This window comes from Novosphingobium sp. G106 (genome assembly GCF_019075875.1).
Taxonomy (GTDB): domain Bacteria; phylum Pseudomonadota; class Alphaproteobacteria; order Sphingomonadales; family Sphingomonadaceae; genus Novosphingobium.
Map to the genome: position 1 here is coordinate 3,864,543 of NZ_JAHOOZ010000001.1, position 14,182 is coordinate 3,878,724.

At 66.7% G+C, this 14,182-nt stretch carries 15 protein-coding genes and 1 pseudogene; 6 read left to right on the plus strand and 10 right to left on the minus strand.

The window, feature by feature from the left end; translation table 11 throughout:
• From KRR38_RS18395 to KRR38_RS18405, 3 genes are all read right to left on the minus strand, one after another.
• Positions 1-1,104: a GGDEF domain-containing protein gene (locus tag KRR38_RS18395; protein WP_217404299.1), complete on the minus strand. Its 1,104-nt coding sequence runs from the start codon at positions 1,102-1,104 to the stop codon at positions 1-3.
• A gap of 69 nt (positions 1,105-1,173) precedes the next feature.
• Positions 1,174-1,485: a PilZ domain-containing protein gene (locus tag KRR38_RS18400; protein ID WP_217404301.1), complete on the minus strand. Its 312-nt coding sequence runs from the start codon at positions 1,483-1,485 to the stop codon at positions 1,174-1,176.
• Positions 1,486-1,629: 144 nt separating this feature from the next.
• Positions 1,630-2,871, minus strand: coding sequence for an alanine racemase (locus KRR38_RS18405; RefSeq protein WP_217404303.1), 1,242 nt, complete (start codon positions 2,869-2,871; stop codon positions 1,630-1,632).
• 134 nt (positions 2,872-3,005) lie between these two features.
• Here KRR38_RS18405 and KRR38_RS18410 point away from each other — a divergent pair, with 134 nt between their 5' ends.
• The gene (locus KRR38_RS18410; protein ID WP_217404305.1) at positions 3,006-3,878 is read left to right on the plus strand and encodes a TIGR00730 family Rossman fold protein; all 873 of its coding nucleotides are present in this window, start codon (positions 3,006-3,008) and stop codon (positions 3,876-3,878) included.
• A gap of 3 nt (positions 3,879-3,881) precedes the next feature.
• Here KRR38_RS18410 and thiD read toward each other — a convergent pair whose 3' ends face one another.
• From thiD to glmM, 3 genes are all read right to left on the minus strand, one after another.
• Positions 3,882-4,646: a bifunctional hydroxymethylpyrimidine kinase/phosphomethylpyrimidine kinase gene (thiD, locus tag KRR38_RS18415; protein WP_217404307.1), complete on the minus strand. Its 765-nt coding sequence runs from the start codon at positions 4,644-4,646 to the stop codon at positions 3,882-3,884.
• Complete coding sequence (locus KRR38_RS18420) at positions 4,643-4,867, minus strand: DUF1272 domain-containing protein (protein ID WP_217404310.1); 225 nt, start codon at positions 4,865-4,867, stop codon at positions 4,643-4,645. The genes thiD and KRR38_RS18420 overlap by 4 nt, the downstream gene beginning before the upstream one ends.
• Positions 4,868-4,933: 66 nt before the next feature.
• The gene (gene glmM / locus KRR38_RS18425) at positions 4,934-6,274 is read right to left on the minus strand and encodes a phosphoglucosamine mutase (protein WP_217404312.1); all 1,341 of its coding nucleotides are present in this window, start codon (positions 6,272-6,274) and stop codon (positions 4,934-4,936) included.
• A gap of 111 nt (positions 6,275-6,385) precedes the next feature.
• Here glmM and KRR38_RS18430 point away from each other — a divergent pair, with 111 nt between their 5' ends.
• Together KRR38_RS18430 and ybaK are read left to right on the plus strand one after the other, a co-directional pair.
• Positions 6,386-7,654, plus strand: a complete 1,269-nt coding sequence (locus KRR38_RS18430; protein ID WP_217404314.1) for a dicarboxylate/amino acid:cation symporter — start codon at positions 6,386-6,388, stop codon at positions 7,652-7,654.
• Complete coding sequence (gene ybaK / locus KRR38_RS18435; RefSeq protein ID WP_217404316.1) at positions 7,654-8,127, plus strand: Cys-tRNA(Pro) deacylase; 474 nt, start codon at positions 7,654-7,656, stop codon at positions 8,125-8,127. Before KRR38_RS18430 ends, ybaK begins: the two co-directional genes overlap by 1 nt.
• A gap of 6 nt (positions 8,128-8,133) precedes the next feature.
• Here ybaK and KRR38_RS18440 read toward each other — a convergent pair whose 3' ends face one another.
• From KRR38_RS18440 to KRR38_RS18450, 4 genes and pseudogenes are all read right to left on the minus strand, one after another.
• A complete protein-coding gene (locus KRR38_RS18440) occupies positions 8,134-9,900 on the minus strand; it encodes a hypothetical protein (protein WP_217404318.1) in 1,767 nt (588 codons plus the stop codon).
• On the minus strand, positions 9,897-11,072 hold the full coding sequence (locus KRR38_RS18445; RefSeq protein ID WP_309141082.1) for an Hsp70 family protein: 1,176 nt from the start codon (positions 11,070-11,072) through the stop codon (positions 9,897-9,899). Before KRR38_RS18445 ends, KRR38_RS18440 begins: the two co-directional genes overlap by 4 nt.
• A 70-nt stretch (positions 11,073-11,142) precedes the next feature.
• A pseudogene (locus KRR38_RS36240) lies at positions 11,143-11,604 on the minus strand (Hsp70 family protein); the annotation flags it as partial.
• A 99-nt stretch (positions 11,605-11,703) separates the two neighbouring features.
• Positions 11,704-12,312 carry an HNH endonuclease gene (locus KRR38_RS18450; RefSeq protein ID WP_217404320.1) on the minus strand — a complete coding sequence of 203 codons (609 nt, stop codon included), beginning with the start codon at positions 12,310-12,312 and terminating at the stop codon, positions 11,704-11,706.
• A gap of 42 nt (positions 12,313-12,354) precedes the next feature.
• Here KRR38_RS18450 and gluQRS point away from each other — a divergent pair, with 42 nt between their 5' ends.
• The 3 genes from gluQRS to KRR38_RS18465 are packed head-to-tail and all read left to right on the plus strand — an operon-like array spanning position 12,355 to position 14,122.
• Positions 12,355-13,308 (plus strand): tRNA glutamyl-Q(34) synthetase GluQRS, encoded by a 954-nt coding sequence (gene gluQRS, locus KRR38_RS18455; protein ID WP_217404322.1) that lies wholly within the window; start codon positions 12,355-12,357, stop codon positions 13,306-13,308.
• Positions 13,305-13,535 carry an HIG1 domain-containing protein gene (locus KRR38_RS18460; protein WP_217404324.1) on the plus strand — a complete coding sequence of 77 codons (231 nt, stop codon included), beginning with the start codon at positions 13,305-13,307 and terminating at the stop codon, positions 13,533-13,535. Before gluQRS ends, KRR38_RS18460 begins: the two co-directional genes overlap by 4 nt.
• Positions 13,536-13,552: 17 nt before the next feature.
• A complete protein-coding gene (locus tag KRR38_RS18465) occupies positions 13,553-14,122 on the plus strand; it encodes a cob(I)yrinic acid a,c-diamide adenosyltransferase (protein WP_217404326.1) in 570 nt (189 codons plus the stop codon).
• The last annotated feature ends 60 nt before the right edge of the window (positions 14,123-14,182 follow it).

The following is a 14,182-nucleotide window of genomic DNA, read 5'->3' on the forward strand; positions in this document are numbered from 1 at the left end:
TCAGGCGATCAGGACCTGGTTCCGGCCGGTTTGCTTCGCCTTGTAGAGCGCCTCGTCGGCGGCCTTGAGCGCGGCACGCGGATCGCTGAAGCCGAAGACGTTGGCGACCCCGCCCGAAAAGGTGATCTGGCCGATGGCTTCGTCGGTACGGCGGTTGACCAGATTGCGCGAAGCCAGTTCCTCGCGGGCCTCGTCGAGCCGCTGCTTGGCTTCCTTGGTCGACAGGCCGCGGAACAGCATGACGAATTCCTCGCCGCCGTGGCGCGCGACATGGCAGTTGTCGTTGGTGATCCGCCGCAGCGATTCGGCGATGAGCCGGATCACGCGGTCGCCGGCATCGTGGCCGTGCGTGTCGTTGACCTTCTTGAAATGGTCGATGTCGCAGAAGGCGACGCTCAGCGCGTCGACCGCCGACTGGGCCTCGCGGTAGTGCTTGTCGAGCAGCGCCTCGAAGGCGCGGCGGTTGGGCAGGCCGGTCAGGTGGTCGACTTCGGCATCGCGCTTGGCGCGGTCGAGGTGACGGCGCAGCGCCTTGGCTTCATCCTCGCTCTTGCGCATCGCCTCTTCGACTTTGCGCGTACGGGCGGCCATTTCCTTGGTCAGGTCTGCCAGGCCCGCGATGATCTGGGCCGGATCCTCGACATGCTGCTCGAGCTCGACGACGTGCTGCTCGAGGTGCTCGTTGTACTCGGAGGTGGCGTTGCGGGCGGCTTTCGAGCTCTTGGTGAAAGCGTCGAGGTTCTGCTCGAGCTTGCCGATGAGCCGGTCGATCGCCAGGTCCTTGCGCTCGACGACGTGGTTGGCGGTGGCCTCATCGAGCCACTCCTGGGTGATCTTGTCGCCGGCCTGGAGCTTGGCGGTTATCTGCCGCGCGAGGCCCGGATTGCCGCCGGTAAAGGCACCATGCGCCGCAAGCAGGTTCTCGGGCGACACGACCAGATCGTTGTCGATCAGGAAATCGCAGATCGCGTCGAGCAATTGCCGGCGCGCCTCCTTGAACAAGGCGGCCTTGCCCTGAGGCGGCGCCTCTGCGCCCGACCGGCGGCCGAGCCAGCCCCGCAAAGAGCCGTTGGAGGAATCGGGTGTGGTCACGTCCGCACGCATTGACAGCTCCAACCTTGGTTTCCGGTTAATGCGCGCCCCGTGGAGACCCACCGGACAAGCAAATTACGTCTAGTTATGCCCATGAGGACCTTCGGCCTGCCGGTGCGCGTACTGATTCAGCATCGCACCATGCAGCGGATTGGCGAATTCCAGACCGGTTCTGCCGCCGGACACCCAGCGTACAACCGCAGGCAGGACGAGCATCTGGCCCAGCTGGAGCAGCACCCGTTCGCCCGGCAGGGCGATGTCCGGCGCCATGGCCGCGCAGCAACCGATGCGCGACACTTCGCTCAGTTCGGCGCGATAGGCGATGCCGCGCACGCGGCAAGCCGCTGCAATGGCTGCGTTATCCCGATCGAATTGGCGGCGTTCCAGCTCCAAGGACGAGCTCCTCCCTGAGGAAATCCCTAGCGAAACAAGGTAAACATTCGCTTAGCGCGCCCAGACCCCGCCGCGGCCGCGACGGCAATCCCGGGAAACTACGGAGGTAAGGCTCGGGGGTGCGCGAAGGCGCCGAATCAGGACCTAATTGTCGGCCAGGCGCCAGTGGTTGAGCAGGCTCTCGCTGGCATCGGTGAGCCTGCCCCCTTCGAGCAGCGCCTCGCGCGGCTCGGGATGGCTGATGAAGCGCGTGGGGCTCGAGGTCAGGCCATAGGCACCCGAGTTCTCGATCGAGATGACGTCGCCGATCGTGGCGACGGGCAGCTCCAGCTTGGTCGCCAGCGTATCGATCGTCGTGCACAGTGGGCCGACGACGGTATAGCGCCCGGTCTCGCCGCTCGGGTTCGAAAGATTGGCGATGCGCCAGTTGCGTCGGATGACCGAGCCCATCATGCCGTAGGCGGCGAGGTGGTTGTTGAACCCGGCGTCGCAAATCCGGATCTCGGTGCCGCGGCTCGCTTTGGCGCCGATGATCGAGGACAGCAGCCAGCCGCAGGGCCCGACGAGCCAGCGGCCGAGTTCAAGCTCCAGCCGCGCGCCGGCGAAAGCGGCTTCGGCACGTAGCGCCGCGATCCCGGGCAGGACCTGATCGGCCAGCGCCGCGAGATCGAGTTCCTCGTCGCTCGGCAGGTAGGGCACGCCGAACCCGGCACCGAAGATGAGCTTGCGGGGACTCTGCCCACAATGCGCCACGGCCCGGCGGAAGATGTCCGAGAGGATGACGAAATTCTCGGCCAGCCCCTCGACCGAGAGGCTGTTGGAGCCAGAATAGATGTGAAAGCCTACGAGATCGAGGTGAGGCAGCGCCGCGACTGCGTCGATCGCAGCTTCCATCTCTTCCTCGTCGATGCCGAACTGGCTGGGCTTGCCCGACATGTTGACGCCGAAAGCGCGTGGGCTCGTCGCGGGATTGATCCGCAGCAGCACGATCTGGCGGCAGCCGAGCTCGCCGGCGAACCGGTCGGCGAGGCGCGCTTCATGCAGCGATTCCACTACGAGATAGCCGATGCCCAGTCGCACCGCGCGCCGCACTTCCTCGGCGCGCTTGCCGGGACCGCAGAAGGTGATCCGCTCGGCCTCGCAGCCCGCGGCGATCGCGCGCTCGACTTCGGCGAAGGCGCTGACGTCGAAAGTATCGACCAGCGGCGCGAGGCTGCGCAGCAGCGCGAGGTTGGGGTTCGACTTGATCGCGAAGCTGATGCCGAACTGGCTACCGAAAGCCTCGCGCAGCCGTGCCAGGCGTGCGCGAACGGCATCGATGTCATAGACGTAGAGCGGCGTGCCCAGCGCCGCGGCGGCCGCCAGCAGATCTTCGCGCGTCGCCATCGTCAGAGCCCCTGCATAGTGTCGCAAATGTCATGCATGGAAGCAGCTTAGCCGCAGTCTGATTAAGGTTCACCTGACAAAGCGGCGCCATTTTATCTCGACAGGGTGAGGCTCGCCGGGCCATTGGAGAACGAATGACCGAAGAAGAGAAGAAACTCACCAACCGCCGGTTCTACAAGGCCGAGCAGGAAGCCTCTTTCGCCGAAGCGAAGGAGCACACCACCCCGCAGACGCAAAGCCCGTCCTACAAGCTCGCCTTCAGCGACACCGACTTCCTGCTGCGCGAGGAGCTGCGCCCCGTGCGCTTCCAGCTCGAGCTGCTGAAGACCGAGATGCTGCTCGAGGAAGCCAATATCGGCTCGACGCTGGTGGTCTATGGCTCGGCGCGCATTCCCTCTCCCGAGCACTGCGAGGCCGTGCGCGCCACTGCGACCACGCCCGAGCGGACGAAAGTGGTCGAGCGGCTGATCGCCAAGTCGAAGTACTATGAGGAAGCACGCAAGCTCGGCCACATCGCCAGCACCTGCGCGATCGTCGAGAAGGGCATGCGCCAGTTCGTCGTCTGCTCGGGCGGCGGGCCGTCGATCATGGAAGCCGCCAACCGCGGTGCGATCGAAGCGGGCATGGACACGATCGGGCTCAACATCGTGTTGCCGCACGAGCAGGCGCCCAATCCCTATGTCACGCCCGATCTCTCGTTCCAGTTTCACTACTTCGCGCTGCGCAAGATGCACTTCCTGCTGCGCGCCCGCGCGGTCGCGGTGTTCCCCGGTGGTTTCGGCACGTTCGACGAGTTCTTCGAGCTGCTCACGCTGATCCAGACCGGCAAAATGCAGCCGATCCCGATCCTGCTGTTCGGCCGCGAATACTGGGACCGGGTGGTGAACTTCGAGGCCATGGCCGAGGAAGGCGTGATCAACGAGAACGACACCGACCTGTTCCACTGGGTCGAGACCGCCGACGAGGCCTGGGCCAAGATCGTGGAATTCTACGACCTGGAATGCTGACCGCTACCTGACCGCGTGATGCCCCAGCGGGCCGTGCCCGTGGCCCAGCCTTGGGGCCGCGGCCAGCGCGGCGCGGACGAACTGGCGGGCCTCGGTCACCGCCGCCTCGATCGCCATGCCCTTGCCGAGCAGGGTCGCGATCGCGCTCGACAGCGTGCAGCCCGTGCCGTGGTTGTGGCGCGTGACGATGCGCGCGGCCTGCCAGACCACGGCCTGCTGCCGAGGCAGCACCAGCCGGTCCTCCACCACGTCGCCTTCGGCATCGCCGCCCTTGGCGAGATAGGCGACGCCGCGCGCCGCCATGCCGGCATCGCCGCCGAGCGCGGCAAGCTCGGCGACATTGGGCGTCGTCAGCGTGGCCAGCGCCATCAGCCGCTCGAAGCCGGCGATCGTCTCGGCACTGGCGAGAAGCGAGCCGCTGCTGGCGATCATTACCGGATCGAACACGACGGGCACGCCCAGCGCTTCAAGCCGCTCGGCCACCACCGCCGCGATCGCCGGCGAGCCCAGCATGCCGATCTTCACCGCATCGACACCGATGTCACCGGTGCAGGCGTCGATCTGCGCCGCGACCATTTCGGGCGAGAGTGCATCGACCGCGGCGACACCGGTGGTATTCTGCGCCGTGATCGCGGTAATCGCAGTCATGGCATAGCCGCCGAGCATCGTGATCGTCTTGATATCGGCCTGGATGCCCGCCCCGCCCGAGCTGTCCGACCCCGCGATCGATAGGATGCGCGGCGGATCGCTGAGCGAGACTTCGCTCATCCCTTGAACCTCCGCTCGGTCGACGGCGGCGACTTCGCGTGATGCTGCTTCGCCCGCGCCGGCCGGTCCATCAGTTCGCCGCCGCAATTGGGGCAGCGGTCGTCGAGCGCATCGGCGCATTCGGCGCAGAAGGTGCACTCGAAGCTGCAGATGAACGCGCCGGGCGCCTCGGCGGGCAGATCGGTGCCGCAGCGTTCGCAGTCAGGGCGCATTTCCAGCATCGGCAAAACTCCTGACGGCAGTCTAACGGATTGTCGGTCCGGCGAAAACCGGGTGGATTCCGGGCTTCAGGCCGCAGCTTCCGCCACCGCCGCGCAGATCGCGTCGACAACCTGCCGGACCTGGCCGGCGTCGTCGCCCTCGGCCATGACACGGATCACCGGCTCGGTGCCCGAGGGGCGGATCACCAGCCGGCCCCTGCCCACGAGCGAAGCCTCGGCATCGGCAATCACCGCCTGGACACGCGCATCGTCCAGCGGCTTGCCGCCTGAGAAGCGGACGTTCTTGAGCAGCTGCGGCACCGGATCGAACAGGTGCAGCAACTCGCTCGCCCGCTTGCCCGAGCGGACCAGGGCAGCGAGCACCTGCAAGGCCGCGATCGTGCCGTCGCCGGTGGTCGCATGGTCGAGCAGGATCATGTGGCCCGATTGCTCGCCGCCGACGTTGCAGCCGCGCTCCTTCATCAGTTCGAGCACATAGCGGTCGCCGACCTTGCTGCGCAGCAGTTCGAGCCCCTGGCCCTGCAGATAGCGTTCGAGACCCAGGTTCGACATCACCGTCGCCACCACCGCGCCGCCCTTGAGCTCGCCGCGCGCCGCCAGCTCGCTGCCGATCAACGCCATGATCTGGTCGCCGTCGACCGTGGTGCCCTTCTCGTCGACGACGATCAGGCGGTCGGCGTCACCGTCGAGCGCGATGCCGATGTCGGCACCGCTCGCCACGACGGTTTCCTTGACGAGGTCGAGATGGGTCGAGCCCACCTTGTCGTTGATGTTCTTGCCGTTGGGCTCGACGCCGATGGCGATGACCTCCGCGCCCAGTTCCCAGAGCGCCGAGGGCGCCACCTGGTATGCCGCGCCATTGGCGCAATCGACGACGATCTTGAGCCCGTCGAGCCGGACGTCATGCGGCAGCGAGCCCTTGACCGCATGGATGTAGCGGCCGCGGGCATCGTCGATGCGGCGGGCGCGGCCGATGTCCTCGGACGGCGCCAGCGCCTGGTCCTCGGCCAGCATCGCCTCGATGGCGAACTCGTCCTCGTCGGAAAGCTTGAAGCCGTCGGGCCCGAACAGCTTGATGCCGTTGTCCTCGTAGGGGTTGTGGCTGGCCGAGATCATCACGCCGACGTCGGCGCGCAGCTCGCGCGTGAGCAGCGCAACTGCAGGAGTCGGCATCGGCCCGAGCAGCACGACATCCATGCCGACGCTGGTGAAGCCCGCGACCATCGCGTTCTCGAGCATATAGCCCGACAGCCGGGTATCCTTGCCGATGACCACGCGGTGCCGGTGATCGCCGCGCAGGAAGCGGCGCCCAGCCGCCTGGCCGACCTTCATCGCCACCTCGGCGGTCATCACCCCCGCATTGGTGCGCCCGCGAATGCCGTCGGTGCCGAAGTAGTGCTTTGCCATAATCGTCTCGCCTGGGAGTTCTGTGCGCTCGATTTGCCATGTAGCGGCGGAAAGCTAATGTGATGCCGTCGAAAAGATGACAAGTCGGCAATCCTGAAACCACGGGGATTCATGGCGGAAACGGACCAAACTACCGCGAGCTTCCCCGAGATCCGCGTGCCGGCGCTCTGGACTTTCGCCGGATTGGCCGGCGGGCTCATGGCGGGGCTGCTGCTGCGTGGCACCGCGATCGAGCCAGCGCTTCTCGCTGTCGCGCAGCCGATCGGAACGCTCTGGCTGCGCGCCTTGCAGATGACGATCCTGCCGCTGGTGTCGGCCCTGCTGTTCACCGGGATAGTGCAGACGGTCGCCGCGGCGCAGGCCGGTGCACTCGCCCGCCGCACCCTGGGCCTCTTTGCGCTCGTGCTGACCGCGGGGACGCTTTTCACCGTGGTGGCTCTGCCCCTGCTGCTCGAAAGCTTCCCGGTTCCCCGCGAGGCGGTCGCGGCGCTGGGCGGCATGGCCAAGGCGGAGCCGGGCACGGTGCCTGGCCTCGCCGAGTTCCTGCTCTCGCTGGTGCCGGCCAACGTGTTCGAAGCCGCCGCACAGAACGCCATGGTTCCGGTCATCGTCTTCATCAGCTTCTTCGCCCTGGCGGCGACGCGACTGGCCGCGCCGCAGCGCGACCTGCTGGCGGGTTTCTTCGCGGCGCTGGCGGCGGCGATGATGGTGGTGATCGGCTGGGTGCTGGCGCTGGCGCCGGTCGGCGTCTTCACCCTGGCTTTCGCCGTGGCGGCGCAGAGCGGCTCGGCGGTGATCGCGGCTCTCGCGCACTATATCGTGTTGGTTGCCGCGATGGGCTTCTCGGTGTTCCTGGGCGGCTACCTCGTAGCGGTTGTCGGCGGGCGGTTGCCGTTGGGCGCTTTCGCTCGTGCGGTCGTGCCTTCGCAGACCGTCGCCTTCTCGACGCAGAGCTCGCTCGCCAGCCTGCCGGCGATGCTCGCCGCCTGCCAGACGCTGGGCGTGGCGCGGGCGACCGCCGATTTCGTCCTGCCACTTGCAGTGGCGCTGTTCCGCGCGACCAGCCCGGCGATGAACGTCGCGGTGGTGATCTACGTCGCCTACCTGACGAACACCCCGATCACCGCGATGACGATGGCTGCGGGCGTCGGCGTCGCGCTGGTGACGACCTGGGGCACGATCTCGCTGCCCGGCACGATCAGCTTCATCGCCTCGACTGGCCCGATCGCGCTGGCCATGGGCGTGCCGCTCGAACCGCTGGCGCTGCTCGTCGCGGTCGAGATGCTGCCCGACGTCATGCGCACGGTTGGCAACGTGACGATGGACGTCGCCGTCACCGCCACGGTCGACCGGCGAACGCGATTGCGGAGCGGCGGTTGATGGCCAGGGCGACCCGCGCGACGCTGGCACTCGGAAAGGCCGGCGTCGAATTCACCGTCCACGCATATGACTATGATCCGAATGCCGATTCCATCGGCCTCGCTGCGGCCGACGCGCTGGGCGAGGATCCGGCGCGCGTGCTCAAGACGCTGATGACCAAGATCGACGGCAAGCCCGTCTGCGCGATCGTCCCGTCGAACCGCGAAGTGGCGATGAAGAGACTCGCCGCCGCCTGCCACGGCAAGTCAGCCGAGATGATGAAACCCGCCGACGCCGAACGACTGACCGGCTACAAGGTCGGCGGCATCAGCCCCTTCGGCCAGATGCGCAAGGTGCCGGTACTGATCGAGGAAGCCGCGCTGGCCGAGCCCTACGTGTTCATCAACGGCGGGCAGCGCGGGCTGCAGGTGCGGCTGGCGCCGGGCGACGCGGCGCGGATTTTGAGGGCGACAGTGGCGGTTTTGGCGGCCTGAGACGCTTCAAAGGGTATGGAGGATTGGCTCTTTTTCCTGACCCTTCCAGTCGAGCGTAGCCGCAAGCAATGCTGTCATGACCGTGCAACGATCCGCGTCATTCCCCTCGTTCTGCAGCGCCAACTTGATAGTCGGCAAAGACAGGCCCGTGCTGGTTTGCACACGTTCGATGATCGCACCCGGTATTCGCGCGTTGAAACCGCCGCGAGGCTTGGGCAGTGCGAGCCGCCTTTGCTCAAGCAGGGCTGCAGCAAGCTTTTGCTCTTGCGCATGAAGAGGCTCGGGCAGCGAAACGCGCGGATCGAGCGCAGCTGTACGGTACAAGCTCATGCAGGTCCCCGGCCCCAGCGCCTGCAGCGCCTTTAGATAGCCCAGCCGGAGCCGCATCGCCGCGGCGAGGTCGCTACCGCCCGCTGCCTGCCCGACCTCATAGACGCGGCCCCGCACGAGGTTGGCGATACTGTGCCGGAAATCGTCGTCGCTGTTGCTGGCGCGACGAGCGATCTGCAGGTTGGCGCGGATCGTTGCGGCCAGCTCGGGATCGGCTTCCGCGACGCGCGCGAGCGTCATGCCTGGGCCGAACAGATCGGCTGCCAGGTTGTCCAGCAACGTGGCGTCGGCTACCTGATCCTCATAAGTGGAAACAATCGGCAGAGGGGGCGTCGCGGGCACCTCATCGCTGCTCCCCATCGAGCGAACGATGGCCATGAGGATCTGAAAGGCGATGATGCTGCCGAACCACCACCCTCTGAAGCGCCATCTGATCGACCAACCCTGCGATCCCGATCCAAGGCTCGGCGATTCCCAGGAATAGACCCGCTGCGGATCGAGATGGTGTTCAAGTTCAGGAAAATGCTTGCGGACGCCTTCGAGCAATTGCCGCACGTCTCCGCCCGCGACACGCAGGCGCTTGAACACGCCGGCCGGCCCGGGCTTCGAGAGCTCCATCCAGGCCTTGTGGTACTGATGCCCGGGATCGAGCACGCGCTCGTGGAAGCGCAGCCCGCGCAGCCTGGCGACGAGAAAGCCCATCGCCGGACGCTCGCCGAGCTTGCCGGCTTCGTTCTCCCAGTTGAACGCTGCGGCAGCGGGCTCGAGCAGCGGCGCCGAACGAGGCCATGCCTGCGACAGCGTCTCGGCAAGCCAGAGCTCGATATTGTCCTGTCGGGTGAGATCGCTCAACGCCGCCTGGCGCAGGACGGCCTGCAGGTGTTCGAGCGCTCGCGCCTGCTCCACGGCATTTAACGGCTCGATCAAATCGGCATCGTCGCCCAACAGCAATGCATAAAGCGCCGCATCCCGGCCCCGATCCGACTGCACGACGCCGGCGCCATCTGTCCGGTGCTTTAAGGGCGGTGCCAGAAGAGGCTGGCCGATCCGCGGCGCGTCGCCCTCCTCCACTCTCTGCGCAAGGGCGGCTACAGGCCAGGGTTCATAGCGCCCGGCATCGGGGGCCAATCGTGCAACGACCGGCGCGTCACACGCATGCGTGATCGCCGGCGCGGCATAGGGCCAAGGCGCCGGCGTTGCGACGTCATCGCCCGATGCAGCCAGTTGCTCAGGTGGGAGCGGATCGGAAATGGGATCAACCGCTGCGGCCTGCCTGCCGGCCCAAACCAGGGCAATGTCGCGCGCATCGCGCAACTGCGTATAACCATGCACGTCCTCATCGACGTCCATGGCCTTGAGGCGCGTCGCATAGGCGCGGCGAATCGCCCCTGTTTCGGCGGTTCGGGGAATGCCGAGCCTGCGCCAAGCCTCCCCCAAATTCATAGCGGATCCCGCCCCTCGATTGCATCGAGGTTCGCAGCCAGCAATGTGCGGGCTTCTGCGATCAGGCGCGGATCCTGACGGTCGAGCGCGCCGGCGAATTCGGTGATCCATTGGCCCACGATTCGCCGTTGCTCGCCAAGGAAGCCTTCGTAGCAACGTTCGGCCCGTGCCATCAGCGCGACGCTCTCGGCCTCTTCGCGAGGATGGAACTTGAGCTTGGCGAGGGCTTCGCGCCTTTGTTCGAGCTCCTTGCGATCCCTGCGGTCATCCTCGTCGACGATCACGACGTTGCGGGTGACACCGGTCAGCGGCACGCTGACATCCACTTCAAGCAGGCCGCTGCTATCATAGCTGAAGCGTACGTCGGCATGGACCTCGCCTGCCGGGCGGGGTGGCACCGGCACCGTGATCGTGCCCAGCTTGATATTGCCTGAAACCTCGCGCGCTTCGCCTTGGTAGATGCTGAATTCAAGCTTTGCCTGGTTGTCCGCCAAGGTCCTGTAGGACTGCACCCGGCTGACGGGCACCGGCGTGTTGCGCTCGATAATCGGCGAAAACAGACCGTGATGAAACGTGCCGCCGGCATCGCGCTCGGCATGATCGACGCCAAGAGTGAAGGGCGAAACGTCGCTGATCCGAATTTCCTCGAGCGCTTCGTCGCGCGCGAGCAGGCCCGCCTGGACGGCAGCTCCCAGCGCCACCGCGTGGTCGGGATGAACCGAGGAATTGGGGAAACGCCCGAACATTCGGGTAACGGCCCGGCGAACCGCCGGCATACGCGTCGCGCCTCCTACGAGAACGATCTCGCTGAGCCCGGCAGCGTCTAGCGAACAATCACGCAACGCCCGCACTACAGGCTCTCGCAAGCGGCGAAGCAGTGCGTCGCAGGCGGCCTCGAGATCGGCTGCTGTGACATCCGCGGCGAAGCGGCGGTCGAGCGCGGTCACCGCAAACTCGGTGCTATCGGTCTCGCTCAGCCGGCGACGCGCCTGCTCGGCGGCGAGTTGCAGCAGGGCATTGCGGCGCTCGACCGGTACCGCCGCAAGCGCGCCTTCGGGATCGATCCGCCCCTGCATCATCGCCACGAGTGCGACATCGAAATCGTCGCCGCCGAGGCGGTTGTCGCCCGCCGACGCGCGCACCTCGACGATGCCCTCGAACTTCTCGACCACCGAAACGTCGAAAGTCCCCCCCGCCGAGATCGAAGACCAGGAATGGCTCGCGGTCTCCCTGATCCTGCAGACCGAAGGCCAGCGCCGCTGCCGTCGGCTCGTTGATCAGACGCCTGACGGTAAGGCCGGCTAGTTCGCCGGCGCGGCGTGTCGCCTTGCGCTGACGATCGTTGAAATAGGCCGGCACCGTGATCACGGCCTCGCTGGGCATGTCGCCGACATGGGCAGCGACGTCATCGCGCAAGGCCATCAGCACGAAGGCGGACAGGTCCTCGGCGCGCCAGTCCTTGCCGCCGAGGCGCGTCACCCGGTCGGTTCCCATCAAGCGCTTGAAGCTGGTCGCCGTATCGGCCGTATGCGTTGCCAGGCGGTCGAGCGCCGCCGAGCCGACATAGCTCGTGCCGTCCTTCTCGATGCTGACCGCGGACGGCGTCAACAGCTGGCCCAGCGCATTGGGAACCAGTTCAGATCGACCGTCGCGCCAGATCGCCACGGCGCTGTTCGTCGTCCCCAGATCGATACCGATCAGCATGCCCGCTGCTGCCCACCCTTGCCCGTTAGTGAGATCGCTTAACCGCTGCCGTCACGTGCGCAAGGGGGGAACGAACTGTTTCGGAGCAGACATGGCCCCTCAAGCCTCCAGCTCGATGTCCCAATAGAGCCAGTCCCGCCACGTCTCGTGCAGGTAGTTGGGCGGGAAGGCCCGGCCGCGTTCCTGCAACTGCCAGCTCGTCGGGCGGATCGGATCGATCAGCAGCGGCATATGCGCCTGCCTGGGGGTGCGACCGCCCTTGCGCATGTTGCAGGGCGCGCAGGCCGTGGCCACGTTTTCCCAGCTCGTCTTGCCGCCGAGCCGGCGTGGGACGACGTGGTCGAAAGTCAGGTGCTGCGGACTGCCGCAATACTGGCAGCTGAACCGGTCGCGCAGGAAGACGTTGAAGCGGGTGAAGGCCGGGAACTCGCTCGGCTTCACGAACTGCCTGAGCGCGATCACCGAGGGAACCTGCATCGACCAGCTCGGCGAATGAACCACGCGTTCGTAGCTGGCGACGATATCCACCCGTTCGAGGAAGATCGCCTTGATCGCGGTCTGCCAAGGCCAGAGGCTGAGCGGGTAGTAGGAGAGCGGCGTGTAGTCCGCATTGAGCACGAGCGCGGGACAATGCGACAAATGCCGGGAGGGGTCATCCCCCGCGCTGCGGAACCGGGCCGCGCGCTCGATCAGCTCCGACTTGAGCATGGCCTCCTGTCGCAGGCGGCTGTTGCGGTTTCATGGCAGCTCATGCGTGATAATCAACATGCTGGGCGTTTTGCCGTCAAGTGTTTAGGGCAGGCTAAATCCACAGCCGCGAACCCCGAGCTCACCCTGACCCGCCCCCGCCTCGTCACTCGCCCAATCACGCGCTTCGCTCCCAGCCCGAACGGCTCGCTGCATCTCGGCCACGCCTATGCCGCGCTGGTGGCGCACGACCTGGCGCGGGCACGCGGCGGCGCTTTCCTGCTGCGCATCGAGGACATCGACGGCACGCGCAGCCGGCCTGAGCTGGTGGAGGAAGAATTCGCCGACCTCACCTGGCTGGGCCTCGAATGGGACGGCGAGGCGGTGTTCCAGTCGGCACGGCTGGACAGCTATGCCGCGGCGGGCGAGCGGCTCAAGGCAATGGGTCTGCTCTATCCCTGCCAGTGCACGCGCGCCGAGATTGCCGCAGCGGCCGGCACGATGGGTCCCGACGGACCGGTCTATCCGGGCACCTGCCGCCACCGCGACTTAGATCCCGCCGGGGCGGCCTGGCGGATCGACATGGCGCAGGCGACGGCGCTGGCCGGCCCACTCGAATGGATCGACGAACGCGGCGGCCCCCAGCGCGCCGCGCCCGAGCTGTTCGGCGACGTCGTTTTGCTGCGCCGGGATGCGCCCGCGAGCTACCACCTCGCCGCGACGCTCGACGATGCCGCGGACGGCGTGACACTGGTCACGCGCGGCATGGATCTCTTCGCCGCAAGCCACGTTCACCGGCTGCTGCAGGCGCTGCTCGCCCTGCCGGTACCCACCTGGCACCACCACGGCCTGCTGGTCGAGCCCGACGGCCGCAAGCTCGCCAAGCGGCGCGGCTCGGCCTCGCTGGCCGACCGCCGCCGCGCCGGCGAGGACGGCCCGGCCCTCGCGGCGGACCTGCGTGCGCATCGCTTCCCTGCTGGCATTTCGCTCGATGAAGGCTTACATAAACCGTCATGATCTACGTTCTCATTCTCGTGCTCGTCGGCCTCATGGGCATGACGCTGTTCAGCCTGCTCAAGGGCCTCAACGCCTTCCGCCAGACGATCGACGGCAACCTCGATCCCGAAGGCGCGCTGCGGCTGCAGATGCAGCAGAACAAGATGATGTGGGCGCGCATCAAGTACCAGGGCGCGGCCGTCGCCGTCGTGGTGATCCTGCTCGCGGTAACGGGCGGTGGGCGCTAGCCCTTAGACCCGTCCAAGTGGTCAAGCTCAACAAGATCTACACGCGCACCGGAGACGCCGGCACGACGGGCCTGGTCGATGGTTCCCGGCTGCCCAAGCACGCCGCGCGGATGGAAGCGATCGGCTCCGTAGACGAGGCGAACAGTAGCATCGGTCTGGCCATCTGCGCGCTTTCCGACAGTCCTCACGCCGCAACGCTGACGCGCATCCAGAACGACCTGTTCGATCTCGGCGCAGACCTCGCGACGCCCGGCGAGGACTTCGCCCCGTCCGAGATGATGCTGCGGATCGTACCCGGCCAGGCCACCTGGATCGAGACGGCAATCGATGCGCTCAACGAGGACCTGCCCCCGCTGACCAGCTTCATCCTGCCCGGCGGCAGCGAGGCGGCGGCGCGCGTGCACGTCGCGCGCGCGGCAACGCGGCGGGCAGAGCGGGCCATGACCGCACTGGCGGCCGAAACGCCGATCAACCCGGCAGCATTGGCCTATGTCAATCGGCTGTCGGATTTCCTGTTTGTGCTCGCCAGGGCTATCAATTCTGCCAGCTCGGGCGACGTTCTGTGGGTTCCGGGACAAAACCGCTAGGTCAGGCCCTAGCCAAGCCCTCGCCGCGGCGCTAAATCGTCGCGCTTTGCTGCATCTGCG

Bases quoted from the DNA above. Each gene is read 5' to 3' on its own strand.
- KRR38_RS18430 (WP_217404314.1), top strand. From the start codon at position 6,386: ATGGCGGAAACGGACCAAACTACCGCGAGCTTCCCCGAGATCCGCGTG.
- glmM (WP_217404312.1), bottom strand. From the start codon at position 6,274: ATGGCAAAGCACTACTTCGGCACCGACGGCATTCGCGGGCGCACCAAT.
- ybaK (WP_217404316.1), top strand. From the start codon at position 7,654: ATGGCCAGGGCGACCCGCGCGACGCTGGCACTCGGAAAGGCCGGCGTC.
- KRR38_RS18405 (WP_217404303.1), bottom strand. From the start codon at position 2,871: ATGGCGACGCGCGAAGATCTGCTGGCGGCCGCCGCGGCGCTGGGCACG.
- gluQRS (WP_217404322.1), top strand. From the start codon at position 12,355: ATGCGTGATAATCAACATGCTGGGCGTTTTGCCGTCAAGTGTTTAGGG.
- KRR38_RS18410 (WP_217404305.1), top strand. From the start codon at position 3,006: ATGACCGAAGAAGAGAAGAAACTCACCAACCGCCGGTTCTACAAGGCC.
- KRR38_RS18420 (WP_217404310.1), bottom strand. From the start codon at position 4,867: ATGCTGGAAATGCGCCCTGACTGCGAACGCTGCGGCACCGATCTGCCC.
- KRR38_RS18395 (WP_217404299.1), bottom strand. From the start codon at position 1,104: ATGCGTGCGGACGTGACCACACCCGATTCCTCCAACGGCTCTTTGCGG.
- thiD (WP_217404307.1), bottom strand. From the start codon at position 4,646: ATGAGCGAAGTCTCGCTCAGCGATCCGCCGCGCATCCTATCGATCGCG.
- KRR38_RS18460 (WP_217404324.1), top strand. From the start codon at position 13,305: ATGATCTACGTTCTCATTCTCGTGCTCGTCGGCCTCATGGGCATGACG.
- KRR38_RS18450 (WP_217404320.1), bottom strand. From the start codon at position 12,312: ATGCTCAAGTCGGAGCTGATCGAGCGCGCGGCCCGGTTCCGCAGCGCG.
- KRR38_RS18440 (WP_217404318.1), bottom strand. From the start codon at position 9,900: ATGAATTTGGGGGAGGCTTGGCGCAGGCTCGGCATTCCCCGAACCGCC.